This is a genomic window from Dyadobacter diqingensis (assembly GCF_024220585.1).
Classification (GTDB): Bacteria; Bacteroidota; Bacteroidia; order Cytophagales; family Spirosomataceae; genus Dyadobacter; species Dyadobacter diqingensis.
In genome coordinates, this window is sequence record NZ_JAMXKF010000007.1 from 231,094 (window position 1) to 252,874 (window position 21,781).

The following is a 21,781-nucleotide window of genomic DNA, read 5'->3' on the forward strand; positions in this document are numbered from 1 at the left end:
TCTTTTATACCCGTCCGACGGCAAAAAAGCCGTCGGACGGGATTTACTGACTCTTCAAAGTTTTCGCAGGATCAATTAAAGCGGCTTTAATCGCCTGGTAGCTGATTGTCAGCAAAGCAATAGCAGCAGCCAAAATTCCTGCAAAGGCATAAATATCCCAGGTAATATCAATTCTGTATTCATAATCCTGCAACCATTTTTGCATGATATACCAGGCGATAGGCGAAGCAATCACGGCTGAGATAAACACCAGGACCAGGAAATTCCGGGTCAAAAGCCCAAGAATACTTTGCACCGAGGCTCCCAAAACCTTCCGTATACCAATTTCTTTTCTCCGTTGTTCTACCAAAAATGCTGAAAGCGCAAACAAACCGAGTGAGGCGACAATAATGGCCAGAATAGCAAAGCTGCTAAAAATCATCCCCATGCGGTTGATATCATCATACATTCTGGAAAAATTCGCATCCATAAAAGTGTAGCGGATCGGCTGGTTTGGAGCAAATGAGTTCCAAACGCCGGCTATCGACGCAATCGTCCGTTTCGTATCGGAAGCACCTATTTTTATGGAAACAATCGAAGGGCTGGAACCCAGGCTCATGCAAAGACCGCCAATATCTTCTTTCATCGATTCGAAATGAAAATCTTCAACAACGCCGATCACTTCCAGGTCATTGCCAGCCTGATTGGTGATATGCTGCCCGATCGGATTTTTCAGCCCAAGTTCCTTTGCAAGTTTTTGATTGATAATAGCCGCCTTTTCATCGGTTTTCCGGTCTTGCGAAAAATTCCTGCCTTGAATCAGTTTCATACCAAGGGTTTCAATATAATCACAATCCGTTATCCAGAACTGTCCGCTGACGGAAGCCGTTTCCTTCGTTTTCCCATACAGCCAAAATGGATTTCCATTTCGCTTGGTATTTTTTATTGGCAGATAATCGCTTATGGTCGCGTTTTTCACCTGCGGAAGCTTTTTAATTTCTTTTTTGAAAACAGTAACCTGATCACCCAGCGTATTGGCCCCGTGCACAAGCAACACCTGATCGCGCTCATAACCCACTTTTGCATTCAGGATAAAATTGACCTGGCGGTAAATCACAAACGTTCCGATGATCAAAATGATAGAGGTCGTAAACTGAAAAACCACGAGCGTGCTCCGCAGGTCAGCTCCTTTGGAACCCTTAACCAGCTGTCCTTTTAATACATTGATCGGCTTAAAACCGGACAAATAAAATGCGGGATAAAGTCCGGCCAGGAGGCCTATGATCAACGAGCTTAGGATCAACACCGGAACCGGCCACCATTCGGTAAATGGGAATACCAGCGATTTCGAAGAAAGCGTATTAAAAAACGGCAGCAGAATATAAGCGAGAACAAAACCAAACGAGATTGAAACAAAACTGATTAGCAGAGATTCGGTAAGAAACTGACTGATCAAACCACTTCGCTCCGACCCTACGGTTTTTCTCAACCCGACTTCTATGGCTCTGTTTGCAGATTTCGCTGTGGCCAGATTTACAAAATTGATACAGGCCAGTAAAAGTATAAATCCTGCAATAGCTCCAAAAAGCCAGATAAACCGGATATCTCCATGACTCAATCCATCCTGAATGATTCCATTTCGCAAATAGATTTCAGAAACAGGCTGCATTAAATATTTTTTTTCAGCTTCAATTTGCCCCGCGTTAACCTTTTGGCCGCTGGCAATTTTCTGAGGTATGTAATATTTTTTGGTAATCGCTGACAGTTTTGATTCAAACTTCCGCACATCTGTTCCCTCTTTCAGCCGGACATACGTGTGATAATTGGTTGCCAGCCAGTTTGTTTGTTCTCCCTCGTAAAAAACCACACCGGCCATTGTCATCAGAAAATCAAAACCGACGTGAAAGTTCTTTGGAAAATCTTCGATGACACCGGTAATTTTTCTCGGCTTTGAAAGATCATTGTTAATAATCATGATCTTCCCGATCGCGCTTTCACCGGGGAAAAATTTAGCTGCTTTCGATTTTGTGATCACCAGGCTATTGGGCTCATCCAAAGCATGGAGTTGATCCCCTTCAAGCATTTTCAAACCCCAGATATCGATCAGCCCCTGGTCCATATAGACAAAACGTTCTTCATAAACATTTTGCATTTTGTCCGACCTTCTGACCTGGTTAGGACCTGCTCCGAATAATTCGCTGTTTAAGAATCTGCCCGCTTTTTCAACTTCCGGGTAATCCTCCTTAATTACTTTGGCTACCGCGGCCTGCTGCCAGATATAAAATTCCTTTTCCCCCTGATAAAGCTCTTCATTAACAACCCTGAACGTCCGGTCTTTGAAAGGAATATCCCGATCATAACTCAGCTCATCCTTGATAAACAAAGCAATCAGCAGGCACGCCGCAATACCAATGGCAAAACCTCCAATTTTCACAAAGGAGTACATTTTTTGTTTTACCAGATGCCGCCAGGCAAGTTTCAAATAATTGCTGAACATAACGGAACAGGAGTTAAAAGCTGTAAAAGTTACTCTGTTTTAAGCGATTTTACCGGGTTGACGAGCGCTGCTTTCACAGACTCATAACCAGCCGTGACAATGGCGACGATAAACGTAATGGCGATAGCCAGTAACATGATTTCGGCGCCGATCGGGATCTTGTATTCGTAATCCTGCAACCAGCCGCGCATCAGATACCAACCCAGCGGAGCGGCGATGAGAAAGGCGAGACCAATTAAAAGCATAATTTCTTTCCCGAAAAGACTAAGTATGCTGGCGATACTCGCACCCAGCACTTTGCGAACGCCTATCTCTTTCGTCTTTTGGGAAGCCATAAATTTAACCAGACCGTATAACCCGAGGCATCCGATAAAAATGGCGATCATCGAAAAGCCTCTGACCAGTTTCAGCATGATATTTTCCAACCCATAACTTTTGGAGATATTTTCGTCCAAAAATGATTGTTCATAGAGATAATCCGGGAAATATTCGTTCCATAATTTCTCGACGCCCTTCATGGTCTGATGCAAATTGGTTGAGCTCAGTTTTATTGCACAGCGATAGTTCGTCTTATTTCTTGTAAAAACGGCAATCGGGTCAATACCGCCTTTCAGTGATTTATTGTTCCAGTTTTTTAACACCCCATAAACAGGAGCCGTAACGCCCCATATTTTTAAATTCTTGCCGATGGCATCATTCGGATTTTTGAAACCGAGACGTTCCACCACTTTTTCATTGATCAGATAACCGCGGGTGGTATCACTCAGCGGAATATTTTTACCGGCAACAAATTCAAGTCCGAAAGTCTGTACATAATTGTTATCCGCCGTTTTGATGTTGATCTGCCAAACCTCATCTTTCTGACGGGTGTCAAACCTGAGATTGGAAGTATTGTTAGATGTCGCCGTTGGCAAAAAGTGACAAAAAGAAACGTCCGAAATACCCGGTATCTGCATCAGTCTCTGGCGGAACGTTGCCTGATTAATCTTATCAGGAGTTGGAATCTGAATTTCAGCGATGCCCTTGGTTTCATAACCGATAGAATGCGACAACATAAAATCGACCTGATTATTGACCACCAGCGTGCAGATAACCAGCAGCTGAATCAGCACAAACTGAAAAACAATCAGTCCTCTGCGTAATGAAATCCCGCCGATCTGCCTCGTAGAAACACTTCCTTTTAACGCCAGCACCGTTTTGAAGCCAGCCAGAATGCCGCCGGGATAAGATCCTGCCAGAAGAATAACGACACAAAAAAGAGCGGCTAAAAATATCCATAACAAACTGTCAGCCCAGTTGATCGCCTTTGGCCATGCACCCGGCTGATCGAGCCACTGATTTATTTGCGGCATGATCAATGCCGCAAGGAGTAATCCAATAACCAGCGATGCAAGTGTAATCAATGCGGTTTCCGTCATAAACTGAATAAAAACCTGACTTCTTGTGCCACCTACTGCCTTGCGAACACCTATTTCTTTGGAGCGTCTCAACGCCTGAGCCGTTGCCATATTGATAAAATTGAAACAGGCCGTAACGATCAGAAATATTCCGATCGCACTCATAAACCAGATCCATTTCATTGGCATCATGCCATAATACGTTTCGGAATGGTGCATTTCCTTGTAAGGCAGCACCGGGTGCACGTAAGATTTATGATCATCGCCATGGTACTTCTTGTTCAAGGCAGCCATCTGCTTTTCCACGTGCTTCACATTACCATTTTCGGGCAACAAAGTGAAACAATAGGTATTGGAATTTACACCGCCCCAGTGATCCAGCCCGCTCCCGCCGTACCGGTAATCAGGGTTTGCTATGAGCGTTTCATACGACACAAAAAACTCATACGGCATATCGGTGTTGTCCGGGATATTGTCTACAATCCCGGTAACTTCCAGATTGATCTCATTTTCAAGGCGGATTATTTTTCCGATCGCGTTTTCTTTGCCGAAATATTTCCTCGCCATATTTTCACTCAACACCACCGCGTTCGGTTTCGTCAATGAGGTTTTAGCAGTACCAACCTGCCAGTGCGAATCGAAAATTGAAAAGTATTCGGGATGGACAAAAGCCAGCGTCGGGCCCTCTTCTTTGAATTTTTTGACTGCTTTTCCGCTGTTATCCAGGGCTGCTAAAAAGGCATCATACTTTTCGATGCACATGCTTGAAATATTTTCCGGCAATTCTGTTCTCATGGCTTTCCACATTGGAGTCGGGACGCCACGGGAATGACCTATGCCATCAAAATGAAATTCTGTGGTAATCTGATATATCCGGTCAATTTTGGAATGAAAATGGTCGTGGGTCGTTTGAAAACGAATAAACCAAAACACAATCAGCGCACAAGCCAGTCCAATCGACAAACCCGCTACATTTAATAATGCATACAGGCTGTTGCGTCTCAGATTCCGCCAGGCGATTTTGATGTAATTTTTTAACATGGCTAACAGATTATTTATGAGGGAACGGGTTCTTATCTGAAAAAAACGCAGGTTGCTTTACTTCGAGGTAATTAAAGTAAATTTTATGCCAAAACAATAGACAACTATCAATCAATAAGTTACACCACTTTAAACCAACAAAAGTGTCCGTTATCGGACACTTTTGTTCAGGGACGAACGCCCCTTTGAGTAAGAGCTTACGATCTATATTTTTATTGGTTGATGCTTACCGATCCGCCATTTGCAGACAAATTAACCGGAATTCCACCTCCATTCAGTTTTCCCTGAACATGGTCCTTTTCTACCTGCCCGTCAAAATTTTTCAGATTGACAGTCACCTTATTACCTTTCAGGTTCAAATCCATCCCCTTGTCCATCGGCATTGTAACCCGAACGCTTCCCGATGATGTTGACAAGTCTACAAATTTGCCAAGCTGGGAAATTTCAACTTCCATGCTTCCACCGCTTGTATGCGCCTTCACACTTCCCGCAACACCTGCCAAACGAACAGAACCTCCGGAAGTACCGGCATCCAACGCACCTTTGATACCATCGCCTTTGATGCTGCCACCACTTGTGTGCGCCGTTACATCGCCGTCAAGGGCATTTAAAGTAATACTGCCACCGGATGTCTGTAAATTGATTTTCCCGTTCAATTCATTTGCTTTGATACTGCCTCCGCTCGTTTGCAGCGTAATATCCTGTCTGCACTTTTCAACGTCAATGCTTCCACCGGAAGTTTGGCCGTGGATCACTCCATCCAGATCCGACACTTTCAGGCTTCCGCCACTGGTTCTGAAATTTTGTTCACCGCTAAGTGAAGAAATTCGGATACTTCCACCGCTGGTTCTCAAATTGGTAGCGATGCTACGCGGCGTATAAACTTTGAAAGATATAGAAACGCTGTTTTTATCCCATCCGTTTTTATTTTTCCGGTTGGCTGTCGCTTTTACTTTATTTCCTTCGGTACCGATAAAAATATCAAAATCTTCAAGACGGTCTTCGATTTCTTCTTTGCTTAAATTGACTTTGCCATTCCAGTTATTGGGACGAACATACATTTCTACTTTAACGCCACTGGCCTGATCCCCGGCTACTGTGATGGAACCACCGGAAGTTTCCACGACCAGGTTCGAGAATGAAGAACCGGTAAAGTTTTTGGTAACATATGGTTTTTCATCAGAATTCTGCGCACAGGACGTGATGGCGACAAGCAAGGCAAATACAAGCGGTAGTAATTGTGTTCTTTTCATGATCTAATAAGTTTCGTTTGGTATAGGATGTTAATTTCAAAAAGGAGGTTGCGTCAGGGCAAAATCTTTTTTTCGCAACAGAGCAAACAATACCTTTTTTCAAGCAACAATCAAACCCAGCAAACTATTAATCAGCATTTTACACATTCAACAAAAACAAAAAAGTGCCCAATAACGGACACTTTTTTGTGAACTATCTATAACCCTTACTTTTATTTTTTCGATATTTCGTGAATCTCTATTTCGTCGTAGGTGTTGGTCGCGCCCCATCCGCACTGCACATCCTTCTTTTTCCCCGTCAGACTATAACGGATACGCACTTTGGTAAATGAATAACTTTCCTCTTTTTTCCCGAGCACTTTTTCAATCTCTTTGACCGAACTATCATCCGGCAAATAATAAGTCATTGTTTTATCCTCAGACGGGATTTCAAAATGCCAGGAGCAGCCGTCTGTCGCCAACATATTCACCCATTCCCCTTCACTTTCGAAAACTTCAACATCTTTTTTAACAATGGTTTCGTCGTTGCAGCTGATCCAGGCCAGCAAAGCAAATAATATGATCCCGATTTTCATGGCATTTAGGTCTAGGTATAGATTTATTTATTGCAAGCTCCTTTTGTATACTTTTTTACACCTTCTGATTGCGCCTCACAACTGTTACCATAGGTTTTCCCATCGCAACCACAAACCGGGTCGAATAGATCATAACAAGGATTGTGCGACGCCTTCCCGATACAGTCAGATTCCGGTGCATCATCATCCTGACAGCTTTCAAGCGCCAGAAAGAAAAAACATACGAATATTTTTTTCATGTGACCGAATGAAATTTTTAACAAAGATTCATTCGGCACGAAAAAGGTTGGAAGGAGCAGGAAAAATTATGGGGCGGCAGTCGGCCGTCGGCTACCGGCTGTTGTTAACCGGAAGTCGGTAATCGCTATTCATTTGTCAGCCGTCAATGGGCCGCCGCCATTAGCCGGAAGCCTGTGAACCGGCCTTAATTTGCCAGCGGACAATGGTCAGCGGTCAATCGTCAATGGTCATTCACCCCCTCAAAAACCGCGTAAACCATTTTCCGGAATCTTTGACCGTTCTTTGCTGAGTTTCGTAGTTGACATAAACCAGTCCAAAACGCGGGTGATATCCTTCGGCCCATTCAAAATTATCAAGCAATGACCAGGCGAGATATCCACCGACTTTGACACCTTCTTTCTTGGCCCTGAGCACGTGGGTTAGATAATCTTCAAAAAACTGAATCCTTCTTGTATCCTTTATTTCTTCGTTCTGAAAAATATCCTCAAAAGCGGCTCCGTTTTCCGAAATGATAATTTCTTTTATTCCTTTATAACTGCCAAACTGTTTGAGAATTTCATAAATCCCGTCCGGCGCCACTTCCCAGCCCATGGCGGTCAACGGAACGTTTCTTTTTTTAGCAGGAACTTCTTCAAGCCAAAGCACAGGCGCAAAATACGAATGCCTGACAATAACGCGGAAATAATTCTGTAACCCGATAAAATCAAAATCGAAAACAAGTTTTTCTGCATCACCAGGTTTCATGAATTTATTGATCCCTTTCAGGAAAGGAAACACATCGGACGGATATCCCAGTCCCAGCGTCGGCTCAATAAAAAGACGGTTCATAATGGCATCCGCTCTTTGGGCAGCCCTTATGTCCCTTGGTTTGGTAGAAAACGGCTGTACATGGGAGCAGGAAAGTGCCGTCCCGATATAAGCCTTATCAACATTTGCACGAAGAATACGCCCACCCTCAGCCTGACACAAGGCAAGATGATGCACAACAGGCAGAAAATTAAACAAACCTTTTTTCCCGGGTGCATGAAGGCCTGTCGTGTAACCCAGCCCCGCGACCGCCATCGGTTCGTTCAATACGATCCAGTTTTTCACTTTTGCCCCGAATTCCAAAGCACAGCGTGTCACATACTCGGAAAACCAGTCAACAATATCCCGGTTTTTCCAGCCTCCCCGGTCTTCAAGCGCTTGGGGTAGATCCCAGTGATATAAGGTGATCCAGGGTTCAATACCGAGTGCAAGACACTTATCAATAATCCGGTTATAGAAATCAATTCCTTTTTGATTGACCTGCCCGGTTCCCGCAGGCAAAATCCTCGACCAAGAGAGCGAAAATCTGAATTCCTTAAAACCCAGCGCCACCACCAGATCCAGATCCTCTTCGTAACGATTATAAAAATCACAGGCAATTTCGGCATGATGGTTGTTCTTGATCTTGCCTTTCTGCTTTGTAAAAGTATCCCAAATAGACGGACCGCGACCGTCATCAGCAAGCGCACCTTCTACCTGAAATGCGGCTGTTGCCGTTCCCCACCTGAAATCCTTCCCAAAATCCGCGGCGGAAAGCTTTTCGATACCCGGCTCGTCCGACATTAGAGATGGAACGTGAAGTGCCTCGGTATGACCAAAATTAAAATCTTTCAAAACTTACACTAATTACATTTAGTACAGGAAGTTAGCAACGCAAAACTAAACGGAATAATTTCGAAAAAGGTAACAATTTCATAATGATAGAGAAAACTTAATATTGGAGCGCCATAACGGACGGATTTTCATGCAAATCATTGAAAATCAGAAACCCTGTTTTTCGTTTCGAAACAATTCCTTAACACAATCCCTTTCAACAAAAAAATCCTTCACCTGTACAAAACAGATGAAGGAATTTCAAACTAATAACGCTATTTAATTATCTCACTATTTGAATTCTTTGCTTATTCAATAGTCCGCTGCTTTGTTTAAAGGTTACGATATAAGTTCCCTGTGCAAGGCTGCTGACATCGATATCATTGCCATCTTGTGGAACAAAGTCTCTTACTTTAACACCTCTCACATCATAAATCTGGATACTTGCTACTTTATCGCTGCCAGATTTCAGTTTCATGAAATTTGAACTTGGATTCGGGTAAAGTACTACCGATTCTTCTGTAACAAAGCTCTCGCTTACAATCCGGCTGAAAGCGAACGTTTCGTCCTGATCAACCATTCTCAAACGATACAGGTTACTTCCGTTGGAAGGAGTAGCGTGTGTATAAGTGTACGACTTAGTAACTGCGCTTTCGCCCTGTGCGGCAACCACACCAAGTATTTCCCACTGCTTGCCATTCAGGCTGTGCTGTACTTCAAATTCTTTTGAGTTTGTTTCCGATGTTGTGTTCCAGACAAGCGTAGCAGCAGTTCCTTCTTTCTTCACTTTGAAATCTGTAAGGGTTACTGGCAGCGGAGTGCCTGATTCTACTGTTACACAACCAAGATCAAAAACAAAGGTCTCGCCGTTGGAAACAATTTCAATCGAAACATATTTTGTATTCAAAGGTGCTTTATCAGAAACTGTGAACTTTTGCAGACCCAGCGGACTCGTCGAGAACTCCTTGGTTACGTTTGTTTCTTTGAATGAAAGTTCGCTTCTGTCCGCTTTAAGGAATCTCAGTTTAATCTTCTGACCGTTGTTGACATTAAATCCGGCATAGATTGAGAAAGTTACTGTACTACCAGGCGCCACTTCTTTTTCCTGAGCGATCGTCGATTTACCTGTCAATTTACCCGATTTAGTACCACAAACTACATAGTCCTCAGAGGATGCAAATGTACCCACTACCGTAGTCCATGATGCTGTTCCGCTTTCAAAACTTGGGTTAGACAAGATATTGTTGTTACAAGTTTCGCAAGGTGGCACTGAGATCGACAAACAAGCTGCATCCACTTTGAAATAATCACCTGATGCACTTCCTAACACTCTCACATATTTCGCTCCTGCCGGTGCAACGGCTGTCAAGGTATACTGCGTCAATCCGCTGCTGCTTGTTTTTGGCAGGTCGTCAACAGACTTATTCAGCGTTTTCTCATCACCTGCACCTGGTATCACTGTTCCCGAAGGACTGATGAACTGAAGTTTAAAAGTATGTGCGTTTTTGTTGTGATATCCACCCCAGATCGTCAGCGTTGCCGTGCTACCTGCAGCGATTGTCACATCCTGCCAGAAACTTCCTGCACCTGTCAGCAAGCCATTTTTAGTTCCACAAACCGGATATGCGCCATCATCTGTAAAGTTGGCACCGTTTGAATAATTCCAGCTTGTTGGCACTTTCTTGTCTCCAACCTGCGTAAAGTTTTCGAAGCTACCGTTGTTAAGCATATTTACTGTACAGCAAGATACTGGCGGGATAGTCAACTGAACACAACCTGCATCTACTTTGAAATAGTCACCAGAAAGAGAAGTTGCTTCTGCACGTACATAAGTTGTGTTTGCCGGTGCTGTTCCGTTCAAAGTATATTGTTTTAACTTAGGCTGTCCTGCTGGTACTACATCAACATCCCAATCAACGGATACTGTTTTTGTTAACAATGGGCTGTTTGCAGCATTGTAGAACGTCAGCTTAAATGTCTGGCTTTTGAAAACGTGGTATCCGCCATAGATAGAGAAATTAACACCAGTTCCTGCGTTAACAGGGATATCCTGATAGAGTGTTCCTGCGCCATTAAGCACAATGGCTTTGGTACCACAAACTTCGTAATCTGTATTTGAGCTCCATGAACCCGTTTTTTGCCATGAAGTAGATCCGTCTTCGAAACTTGCGTTTTTCAACACGTTACCGTCACATCCGCAGCTGATCGCCGGAGCAGTGATTTGAAGACAGGCACCGTCTACTTTGAACCAGTCACCTGAACCAGATACTGCTTCAACGCGAACATATACCGTTCCTTCAGGCGCTGTTGCTTCCAACGTATATTTTTTAAGAATTGGTCCCGTGTTAGGAGCTGTATCTACATCCCAATCTACCGCAACGGATTTATTGGAAAGTTCGTCAAGGTTGGCGTTAAGAAAAGAAAGTCTGAACGTCTGGTCTTTCTTCACATGGTATCCACCCCAGATCTGGAATTTCGCGACCGTGCCAGGAACTACCTGAACATCCTGATAAAGTTTACCGGCATTCTGAAGTACGACTGCCTTGCTTCCGCAAACATCGTAAGAGGTATTATCATCCCAGCTTCCCGATTTTTTCCAGCCATTGAATGGATCGCTGTCTTCAAAGCTCGGGTTTTTAAGCACATTACCATCACAGCCACAATCAGCTGTAGTCAAGGCAGCGATTGCTGGCGCAGCAGCAGAAAGCTTATTGACTGTTGTGCATAGCAAGACCACGCACGTAAGAACGAGTGAATAAAAAGTTTTCATTAGGTTGTATAGTTTAAACAATAGAGATAATTTAAAAATTTTTGGATTTACGGAGTTTGCAAACTCGATCGTTCAGCCCACATCAAAAAAGTTCTATAAAAAGGCGCTAACCTGTTTCAAAAATGACCGCGAATTGTGGTGGTAAGTTTTTATTAACCGACTTAGTTCTACTTACAACAGCTTAACTGTGAAACGTTTTAGCAACTTCCATCAAACTTCGTTCGATGATGAAAATGAGACGATTAGATGTGCAAATGTAAAAAAATTTCTATTAAATAATCAAGTCGATTTTATGATTAATTTTATATTTACTAAAAATAAAAACTAAATCTACCAAATTTTTTGAAGTACTTCTACACTCAAATTAAACTACCTCTACCATCAAAATCACATAAAATTCAACCTATTAAGTCCTTTCAATATAGAATAATATACTTTACTTAGAAATGTGTCCATTTTACAATCTCAGTTTTAAAATATAACTTTTCCAAGACAACAGAAATATACATTTTGTACTCTCCAATCTTTTAGAAACGAAAAGTGAGGGAACCAATACATTTTGTCTCAAATCGGTATTTTTTTCACTAAACAGATGGTGAGAATCGGTCCGCATCAAATTACTTAAATCCTAAATCATAGAAGCCCGAAATAGTACAATAATCGCACATAAATCACTCCGAGTATAACTTCAGACACAAAATCAAGCATACCTATATAATGCATTAAAACACACCAATTATTTAAAACCTTTATCTATATACGCGAGACCCCATATTACGGAGGCAAAATCCAAAGACCGCGTAATTTTACGTATAGGAATTTAAGCACTTAAATGACAGGTTAACAGACGGGCAAATTACCAATAGGAAGATTTATGATCCACAGGCCCTAAAATTTCAATTAGAAAAATTTCACTACTTCAAGAAATATAAGGTGTTTCAAATGTTCCTTTCTTTCTACATAATCATTTCCAGAGAGGCATTTTTGGCGTAGAACTCATTAGACAGTTAGATTTCATCAAAAAACCGGAATGTAGAATCGTTTGTAACTTCCGCCTTCAAAAAAATTTTTCATTTTTAATCTGAAATTAATGAAAAAATGCTGCACTACTACAAGCCAAGTTGCAGTAAACACACGATGTCGGGAAGAAAAATAATCATTGATGGGCGCTAAAATCCGGAAAGTGTACACATCATAGCGGCTGTTTGAACTTTCCGGAACCTCGTTGCAACATATTTCGACACAGCCGAGCGAAAAATCAAAACTATTAAGACACAATTTTAAAACAATACCAAGAAAAAATTAGACTAAAAATCCAAGCTTAGAAGATACAATGGCCTCATAACCGGACATTTACGAGCGGATCCGTCGATAAAGATTGATAAAAAAGCGTGAGAATAACTTTTCGTGAAGGTAAGGTAATACAAATATATTGCTCAGGCGGCGCCCAAAACCATTGGTTGAACACCGAAAATATCCCGCAATTCGCTCAACGCTTTCCTGATCCGAGATTTGACCGTTCCCAACGGCATCCCTAATTTTTCAGAAACTTCTTCATGCGTATAACCCTGAAAATAGATCAGTTCCACCAACAGACTTTTTTCCGGCATTAACCTTTGTACAATCGCACGAATATCGATGGTTCCGGGCAGCGGATTGAAAACCATACCCTGCCCCATTTCCGACTCTGTCACGTTATCCAGGTTAACCACCTTCTCTCTTTTCACATCAACCCGCAAACGGTCAATAGCCGTGTTTCTCGCCACATTAAGCACCCACGTAAACAGCGTGCCTTTTTCAGCATTGTAGCTTCGGATATTTTTCCAGATTTTCAGAAAAGCGTCCTGCATCACATCAGCCGCTTTTTCCTCATCCTTGACGATCTTCATGATGATGCCATACAACGCAGGCGCGTAATGGTCATACAAATACTCAAAGGCCTCTTTCTTGTTGTTCTGTAAAGATGTTATCAACTCTTTCTCAGTGTAGGTAAATTTCCTTATCATTTTCTCTTTGCTTTGACCGCAGTAAAAATTTTTAAATTCTTAAAACACAGCACACACTAACTGCTCTTGTACAAAGAGCATTCCACCTGCCCGAGCCAATAATATGGGTAACTCTTTCCCGCTAATTTGTGTAAGTAATGATAAACAAGACAGAAAATCTTTCCGGATTTCCCCATAAGACAAGAAAATTGTGGAAATTTCAGTGGCGCCGCGTAGCCACCAGATTATTCCTGACAAACTTTAATTTTTTAGCAAAAAGTTAATAAACAATCCCTTAACCATGAAAAACATACTTGGAATCCTGATTTTCCTGTTAATTTCAATCCCGATTTTCGCGCAGCCTTTTAAAAACAAATCTTCCGGCATTGATAAAAATTTGACCTCAAAACTGGAAAAAGCGATGCTCGCTTTCAACGGGTCAGCTGGCGTTTATGTGCGGAATTTAAAGACTGGTAAGGCCGCCATGGTTAACGCTGACACCATTTTCCCGACGGCAAGCATGGTAAAAGTTCCGATCATGATTGGGGTCTTTAATAAACTTAGCAAAGGGGAGCTCAAATTCGATCAGGTGCTGACTTATCGGGATTCATTGAAATACGACGACGGCGTGGTTGGTTCATTCCGTGACAGCACGAAAATACCATTGCCAAAAGTGATACATCTGATGATTTCCGAAAGCGATAATACGGGCAGTTTGTGGCTTCAGGCACTCGCGGGAGGCGGCATTTCCATTAACCAATGGTTAGAGGAAAACGGTTTCACCAGCACGCGGGTAAATTCCCGGACACCCGGCCGTAAACAGGAACAGGCAACCTATGGCTGGGGGCAGACTACACCCAAAGAAATGGCTGAATTGATGGCCATGATCTGGCAGGGAAAAGTGATCAGTCCTGCTGCCAGTGAAAGAATGTACCGCTATCTGGGTATGCAGTTTTGGGACGGAGAAGCGCTGTCACAAATACCGCCTTACATCAAGGCCAGCGCAAAGAGCGGGGCCGTAAACCAGGCAAAATCCGAGGTTGTTATGGTGCATGCACCACACGGAGATTATGTTTTTTGTATTACCACCAAAAATCAGCAGGACCAGCGCTGGGAGAGAGAAAATGAGGGCTACAAGCTAATCCGGAAAGTCTCCGAGATTATCTGGAACCATTTTGAACCGAAAAACAAATGGAAACCCGTAGCAGGTTACGACCGGTGGTGGTTTTAAAAATAGCCATGGTTATCAATCAGACAACCATGGCATTTGTTTCAAAAAAGTATCGCTTAATGACTTTCGCTCGACTCAATACCTAAAATAGTAAGACGGTAAGGTGTCGTTGAAACCTTTATTTTATTGATCTTGCTAAAATCAGCCACATCAACTTTGAGTAATTCTCCGCTTTTGGGCTGGGTGATATATAAATACTTCGATGTCGCTTCGATCTGCGGCTTCTGCGTTTCATCCTTGGCAGTTGCTCCGATCACATTCCCGCTTTTGACAAGGCTATTGGTTTTCAGATCATAAATTTTCACCTCCCCGTTATGTAAAAGTGCGATCAGTCTGTTTCCGGCATAATCCACTTTAACCTGTATCAGATCAGCGCTTTCGATAATTGGTGTGACCTTATCCGCAACAGGATCGATCAGATAAGCGCCCACCGCGGCAGTATATCCGATAAATTTACCTGCTCCTTTGGCTTCCAGAATTGAGCCGAACCAGGCTGTCCCAAAAGTGGTGGGATGAGCAATCAAATGTTGCTTGCCCGTAGGCTCAACAACCAAAATACCACTGAATGAGCCAAAAAGCGAGATTTTACCATCACTGGCATTACCATGAATACCTTTCGTTTGAACCGTCGATGCAAAAAGTGTCTTGCCAGCCGCGTCGATAATCTTCACCCGCTCAGGTAATACACCCGAGACAGAGCCATCCTTTTCCGTGATCGCATAGGTTCCGTTGTCAAACTTGGTCATAGCGCCATGATGCGCAATGTTGCCGGCGTTAATCGTTTTCATTTTGGCACCGCTTACGTGAAAATCGGCTGCATTGGCAATACTTAACGTTCCGTCGCCGTCATTGAACGTAATGATTTCATCCGATTTACTTTTAAAATGAGTCGGTTTGTTACCGTCTCCAATTAATGCACCAAACTTTGGTGTACCCTTCACATCCACGTGGTCGCCGTGTCCTTCAAACCCGGTATCAAACAGTTGCACCAGATTGTTTGAACTATTCACCAGCGCTCCAAAACGACCCGCCTGTGTAGGATAAAGCGCCGATTTTGGATATTGTGCCGTAAAAGATTCTATCGAAAGTTTTACAGGGTCTACCAGAGAAAGCTGGTTGGTCAGCTCATCGTTGACCAGAATACGAACAAACTTATACTCCGTCTCTTCAACCGGAGTTACTACTTCTTCGTCATCCTTTTCACAGGAAAAAAAGGCTGACGCAATGGAAATGGCTAATAACGTTTTAAATAGATTACTTTTCATCAGGTTTCATTTAAATGCAACAATGATGCAAATATAAATAATACAATCACAAATGCAACATTGATGCAAAATAAACCATCAGGAAATTTGCATAAAAAAATACCCTGCCGAAACAGGGTATCTATGGACATTGAGGTCACTGAACCGATATGTATCTTGTTGTATTAAGCCATTGCTCTGTTGTGTTGCAGGAATCGTCTGCTTTCCTTTTTTACAAACGTGATCGGAACATACTCGTCATTTGGTGCACCAATATAATAAACAGCCCATTCCGGATCCTGATGTGCCAGCATTTCGCTGATACAGTCGGCACGATGCCCTGCCGGATTGGAGCAGTTATCCCAATAAAACAGCTCTACGCGATAATGAAGTTGCTCCTTCAGTCCATTAACCGTTACTTCGATTTCGATCTCATGTCTTCCTGGAATTGTTGGGATCGGTATAGCTATATGGCTCATATAATTAGTTGTTTAAATTATTTCTAGTCTGTTTTAAGCGATTTAACGGGGTTCATAAGCGCAGCCTTTAAACTTTGGAATCCGACGGTCAGGAAGGTAATCACCATCGCCATAAGGCCGGCCGCGGCGAACACCCACCAGGCAATCTCAATCTTATAGGCAAAATCCTGTAACCATTCATTCATGGCGTACCAGGCCACCGGGGTAGCAATGATGATTGAAATAAAAACAAGCTTAAAGAAGTCTTTCGAAAGCAGCGTTACCACACTGGAAACACTTGCCCCCAATACTTTTCTGATGCCAATCTCCTTGGTCCGGGTTTCGGCGGTAAACGTCACCAGACCAAAAAGTCCCATACAGGCAATGAAAATGGCAAAAGCTGTAAAGACCGTGAACATCCGCGACATGCGGATCTCGGTTTTAAAAGTTTCGTTAAATGCGTCGTCAAGGAAATAATATTCAAATGGCTTATCCGCAGCATATTTTTTATAAATTTTTTCGATGGAAGCGATCTTATCCTTGATATCACTTTTCGGGTCCATCCGCGCAAAGAGCACTGCTGAGCCTTGTTCGTCTTTGAGTAAATTGGTAGTGTCACTAAGCACAAAAAGCCCCATTGCTTTCACCTCCTGCTGTACAGAAGTAAAATGGAAATCTTTTAAAACTCCGGCAATCCGCCGGTTGAAAACCTCTTGCCCTATCGGATTTCCTTTCAGCCCAAGTTCCCGGATGGCCACTTCATTCAATAAAACGCCGCGACCATCCTTCCATGAATTCCCCTCAGGTTTAATTTTCCAGGCTAATCCAAAAGTGTTCAAAAAGTCAGGATCGACTTCCGAATATACTATGCTGATGTCTTTCTTGGTATCAGGATTCTGCGAAAAGAACAAGTTATATCCCTTAAACAAACCCGTACCTGACATGGCCACATCCTCAACGCCGGTTAAAGAAGCAATCTCGTTTTTTAGCGAAAAATAATTTTGCCCCACTGAACCGCTCAACGAGATCGCCAGCATCTGATCTTTGTTAAATCCGAGTTTTTTGTTCTGCATATAACTTAATTGCTGCTGCACAATGACGCTGCAAACAATGAGGGCTATGGAAACTGAAAACTGAAATACCATGAAGATCCTCCGTAAGGAAACGCCCTTTTGCTGACTTGTAAACCTGCCCTTTAACACTTCAATCGGAGCAAAACCGGATAAAATTAAGGCCGGATAACTTCCCGCGACAAAGGCGCTGAGCAGCAAAACGCTGATCAAAATCCCGACAAAAGAGGGAGATATCAGAAAAGACGAATCGATCCTGAGGTCTAACAGATTGTAAAAAGGCCGGCGCATTACTTCAACCAGCAAGAAGGACAATAAAAATGCCAGGCAGCAAACCAATACGGATTCGGTATAAAACTGTTTGATCAGTCCGGCTCTGCCTGCGCCTGCAACTTTCCGAACTCCTACCTCTTTGGCGCGCATCGTTGAACGTGCTGTGGTGAGATTCATATAATTGAAAAGGGCCAGAAACAATATCAGTGACGCCACACCGGCAAAAATCTTGATCAGCCGCACATTTCCCGAGCCGGCAAAATCATTTTCCAGGTGTATTGACGAAAATTTTTCTAAAATATATGTGGAGTGTTCATCAAAAGCACCGGTTTTCTTTCCTGCACTGAGAATATTCTTTTCAACAAGAGTAATCGATTTTTCAGAATCCAGTAAAAAATAATTGTTGAAGGCACCGGCATACTCCCACATCGACTTCTGGTTTTCATCAAGCTGCGGTATTGTGTTAACCGAAGCAACAAAGTCAAAATTAAAAGTAGAGTTGGAAGGTGGATTTTCGGCAACCCCCGTGATTTCAAACAAATGTTTTCCTTCGTATAACAGGGTTTTCCCAACCGGATCCTCATCGCCAAAATATTTCGTTGCCGCCCTTTCCGAAATGACTATCGTATAAGGTTTCGTCAAAAAACTATCGCGGTCTCCGCTTTTTACTTTAAAAGAGAAAACGTTAAAAAACGATCCGTCAGCGAATAGAAAGTTCTTCTCGAAGAACTGGCTGGCAGGTTTCTCCGGATTTTTCATCACAACCTTGTTATAAGCAGCCTTTACCCGCACGAAATCTTCAACATGCGGTGTGGACTCTTTGAGCAATGGAGCCAGCTTGGCACTGAAACTTATGGACTGCATGTCATGCCCGTCCATTTTAACCTTCGCGAGCAAACGGTAGATCCGGTTGCCTTTCTCATGGAACTTGTCGTAACTATACTCATGAACCACAAACATGAGGATCAGCATCGAAACGGCCATACCCATTGCCAGACCTGCAATGTTGATGAAGGAATAATCCTTATGCTTCCAAAGATTTCTTAAAGCAATTCTGAGATAGTTCTTAAACATGGCAGTAACATTAGGTTATTCGGAACGAAGCGATTTTACCGGGTTCATCAACGCTGCTTTGATACTCTGGAAACTTACCGTCGCCAAAGCAATGAGGATCGCCGACAGACCTACCAAAATGAATACCCAGACACTTATCTCAATTCTATATGAGTAATTATCAAGCCATTTTTGCATAGCGAACCAGGCTAACGGCGTAGCAATAACAATCGACAAAACAACCATTTTGACAAAATCCTGCGAAAGCGTAAACACAATCCCCCCCACACTGGCACCTAAAACCTTACGGACGCCTATCTCTTTTGTCCGTTGTTCAATAACCATCAGTGCTACGGCAAACAAACCTAAACAGGAAAGCAAAACCGCGATACCTGACGCCAGGGTAAACATTTGTGACATCTTTTCTTCATCCCGATACCAGCTGTCTGTATTTTCATCAAGAAATGTCCCGGTAAATTCGGCCTGCGGAGCAACTTCTTTCCAGACATTCTTAATTTTATCCATAGCGCCAGCCAGACTCTGCGGTGTAACCCGGACAAAAATGTAACTGATCGGACTTGACGGAGAAATAAACATCGTCACAGGTTTCTTGTCCGTTTTAGAAGAATAAAGGTTAAAATCCGGCACCAAACCTATAATCTGATATTTTGCACCGGCTGTATCCGTTTCAAAAAACTTGCCTACCGGTTCTTTTTCGCCGATCATTTTGGCCATGCTTTCGGTTATTACCACCCGATTGAGAGAATCTGTCGGATAGGCAGGATCAAACTCACGGCCGTCCAGCAATTTTATTCCCAGCGTTTTTAAATAGTCATAGTCGATATGCAGCCAGTCGGTTGATATCTCCCGCTCCTTATAAACAAACCCGATCACACTACGCGAAGAACTCCTGTCCTTGCCCATTCCCAGGTTCACCGCACTACCGGAAAGAGAAACAATATTAGGATCGTCATGCAGTAAATTCCTCATCCGCTGCAAAACCTGCTGCCCGTTGACTTTATTCCCGACAGGAATACTTATCACCTCTTCTTTGGTAAAACCGAGGGGTTGAGTCCTTAAATGTTTAATCTGCTGAATGGCAATAACAGTACAGCAAATCAGCAAACTGGATAGCGTAAACTGGGTTACGATAAGTGAATTACGTAAGATTCCGGGACGGGAAAGTGCAATTTTTCCTTTCAGAACTTCAACAGCATTAAACTTCGACATTTGCCAGGCAGGATAACCACCGGCAATTAATGTTACCAATAGAAACAGCCCGATAATAATAGCCATTCTGTCGGGTTGAAAAATATAATCGAGGGTGAGTTTCCCCTGAAACGTTGCATTGAACTGTGGCAGTAAAACATAAGCCAGCAGTAACCCGACGATAAAACCACCAAAACAGATCATGGTAGCCTCGCCCCAGATCTGCACAAAAAGCTGGTTTTTAAGCGCACCCAAAGATTTGCGAACCCCAACTTCCCGTGCCCTTGTGAACGAACGGGCAACCGTAAGGTTGATGAAATTGATACAGGCTATCAACAAAATGAAAAATGCGATACCCAATATCGAATAAACCACGGCCATCGACGATCCGCTTCCACCTGAGATATCTCTGTCGAAATGCAGATTTGCCAGTTTTTGGAGCCTGACCGCAAACAGATCACCGCGCTCATCCGGCTTGGCTCCGTTCTTTTTTAATTGGGTAATATTGTCAGAAAAATATTTGGTAGAAAATGACTTCAACCGATTTTCAAATGCAAGCTGATCCACGTTTGGTTTCAGTTTTACAAACGCCTTATGCGACATCGCATCCCATTGATCCTTTTCCCGATGATATCCTCCGTGGTTTTCGACCCGAATAAACGCATCGGATTTGATCGAAGAGTTATCGGGGATGTCATTCAACACACCCGTTACCAAGTAAGCTTTTTTATTACCGCCATCCGCTCCCAGCTGAATTTGTTTCCCAACGGGATCTTCACTGCCAAAAACGGCTCTGGCCATCGGCCGACTAATGACAATATCACTCAGACCGTTTAGTGCCGATTGCGGATTGCCTTTCAGCATAGGGAAAGAGAAGAGCCGCAGAAAATCAGCATCCACGAGCATCACCTGCTTATCAAAATATTTGCCTTTGTACTCAACCAGACTGCTGCCGTTCATAAGCCGCGTTGCCGCTTCTACTTCGGGATATTCGGCTTTTAGTGCGGGAGTCAGCGGCAGCGGCATAGATCCCGACCTGCCAGCCTTATCAGGATCATTCGAAAACAAATACGTCTGAAAAATACGATCTCCGTCCTTATGAAAATTGTCAAAGGACATTTGAAAATAGGCCGTCATAAACAGGAAAACACTGATGCAAAACGCAACAGACAGCCCTACAATGTTTATAAAAGCATAACCCTTACTCTTCCAGATATTCCGGAATGCAATTTTGAAATAATTACGGATCATATACGACGTTTGTTATTGGATCAATGACAGACCTAGTTCTCTTTCAGTCTCTTCGATAATGCGCAAGCGCTCTTTTTCCGATTTTCCCTTTGCATTGACGGTGCGTTCGTACTCATATTCCTCGCCGTCTTTTACATATTTATAGCGCATAAACAATTCTCCGCAATCGGAACTGTATTTGATTTCCTTATTAAATGGCTGTTTACCATAGGCAGGTTGTGCCGAATAATCATTCGACCAGGAAGCCACATCGTTATTTTCTCTAACGCGATCAACATCCTCACTCCAGTCAGTATCCGATTCCGGTGTCACAGGTTTACGCGGTTTTATTGCTTTCGGAGCCTTTGGTTTGACAGGCTGCTTTGGGGGTTCCGGCTGCTCAAGGCGGTCGGGAATATAAATATCAAGAGAATCGATGATCTTCTCCTTAAATGCAAAACGAAGGGATTTGTCAATCATCGACAGATCGAACTTATGGTCGATATCGATATTCTGGCCATCGATCGTCCCGCTGATGTGAACCGACAACGCATTATCATCATTCTGCACGCTCTTGCATACAATGCGCGATTGAGCAAAAGTCATTGTGTTCGTAACCGATAATAGTAGAATGATATATTTTTTCATGGGTTAAA

At 43.0% G+C, this 21,781-nt stretch carries 14 protein-coding genes; 1 reads left to right on the forward strand and 13 read right to left on the reverse strand.

Annotated features, from left to right (window positions below; genetic code table 11):
- Positions 1–43 precede the first annotated feature (43 nt).
- From M1L62_RS19455 to M1L62_RS19490, 8 genes are all read right to left on the reverse strand, one after another.
- Entirely contained in the window at positions 44–2,476 is a 2,433-nt protein-coding gene (locus M1L62_RS19455; RefSeq protein WP_254561286.1) for an ABC transporter permease, read from the reverse strand.
- 29 nt (positions 2,477–2,505) lie between these two features.
- Positions 2,506–4,914, reverse strand: a complete 2,409-nt coding sequence (locus M1L62_RS19460; protein WP_254561287.1) for an ABC transporter permease — start codon at positions 4,912–4,914, stop codon at positions 2,506–2,508.
- 212 nt (positions 4,915–5,126) lie between these two features.
- Positions 5,127–6,167, reverse strand: coding sequence for a DUF4097 family beta strand repeat-containing protein (locus M1L62_RS19465; protein WP_254561288.1), 1,041 nt, complete (start codon positions 6,165–6,167; stop codon positions 5,127–5,129).
- A gap of 212 nt (positions 6,168–6,379) precedes the next feature.
- Positions 6,380–6,742: a hypothetical protein gene (locus tag M1L62_RS19470; protein WP_254561289.1), complete on the reverse strand. Its 363-nt coding sequence runs from the start codon at positions 6,740–6,742 to the stop codon at positions 6,380–6,382.
- Between the two features lie 23 nt (positions 6,743–6,765).
- The gene (locus tag M1L62_RS19475) at positions 6,766–6,981 is read right to left on the reverse strand and encodes a Kazal-type serine protease inhibitor family protein (RefSeq protein ID WP_254561290.1); all 216 of its coding nucleotides are present in this window, start codon (positions 6,979–6,981) and stop codon (positions 6,766–6,768) included.
- Between the two features lie 232 nt (positions 6,982–7,213).
- Positions 7,214–8,623 (reverse strand): GH1 family beta-glucosidase, encoded by a 1,410-nt coding sequence (locus tag M1L62_RS19480; RefSeq protein WP_310589990.1) that lies wholly within the window; start codon positions 8,621–8,623, stop codon positions 7,214–7,216.
- Positions 8,624–8,885: 262 nt separating this feature from the next.
- The gene (locus M1L62_RS19485) at positions 8,886–11,372 is read right to left on the reverse strand and encodes a T9SS type A sorting domain-containing protein (RefSeq protein WP_254561291.1); all 2,487 of its coding nucleotides are present in this window, start codon (positions 11,370–11,372) and stop codon (positions 8,886–8,888) included.
- Positions 11,373–12,808: 1,436 nt separating this feature from the next.
- Positions 12,809–13,378: an RNA polymerase sigma factor gene (locus M1L62_RS19490; protein ID WP_254561292.1), complete on the reverse strand. Its 570-nt coding sequence runs from the start codon at positions 13,376–13,378 to the stop codon at positions 12,809–12,811.
- Between the two features lie 280 nt (positions 13,379–13,658).
- Between M1L62_RS19490 and M1L62_RS19495 the strand changes: the two genes are divergently transcribed.
- Entirely contained in the window at positions 13,659–14,588 is a 930-nt protein-coding gene (locus M1L62_RS19495; protein WP_254561293.1) for a serine hydrolase, read from the forward strand.
- Positions 14,589–14,644: 56 nt separating this feature from the next.
- Here the strand turns inward: M1L62_RS19495 and M1L62_RS19500 are convergent, their stop codons facing one another.
- The 5 genes from M1L62_RS19500 to M1L62_RS19520 all read right to left on the reverse strand — a co-directional run bounded on the left by M1L62_RS19500 (position 14,645) and on the right by M1L62_RS19520 (position 21,773).
- The gene (locus M1L62_RS19500) at positions 14,645–15,853 is read right to left on the reverse strand and encodes a YncE family protein (protein WP_254561294.1); all 1,209 of its coding nucleotides are present in this window, start codon (positions 15,851–15,853) and stop codon (positions 14,645–14,647) included.
- Positions 15,854–16,017: 164 nt separating this feature from the next.
- A complete protein-coding gene (locus tag M1L62_RS19505) occupies positions 16,018–16,311 on the reverse strand; it encodes a hypothetical protein (protein WP_254561295.1) in 294 nt (97 codons plus the stop codon).
- Positions 16,312–16,334: 23 nt separating this feature from the next.
- Positions 16,335–18,707, reverse strand: coding sequence for an ABC transporter permease (locus M1L62_RS19510; RefSeq protein ID WP_254561296.1), 2,373 nt, complete (start codon positions 18,705–18,707; stop codon positions 16,335–16,337).
- Positions 18,708–18,722: 15 nt separating this feature from the next.
- On the reverse strand, positions 18,723–21,146 hold the full coding sequence (locus M1L62_RS19515; protein WP_254561297.1) for an ABC transporter permease: 2,424 nt from the start codon (positions 21,144–21,146) through the stop codon (positions 18,723–18,725).
- Between the two features lie 12 nt (positions 21,147–21,158).
- Entirely contained in the window at positions 21,159–21,773 is a 615-nt protein-coding gene (locus M1L62_RS19520) for a hypothetical protein (protein ID WP_254561298.1), read from the reverse strand.
- Between the last annotated feature and the right edge of the window lie 8 nt (positions 21,774–21,781).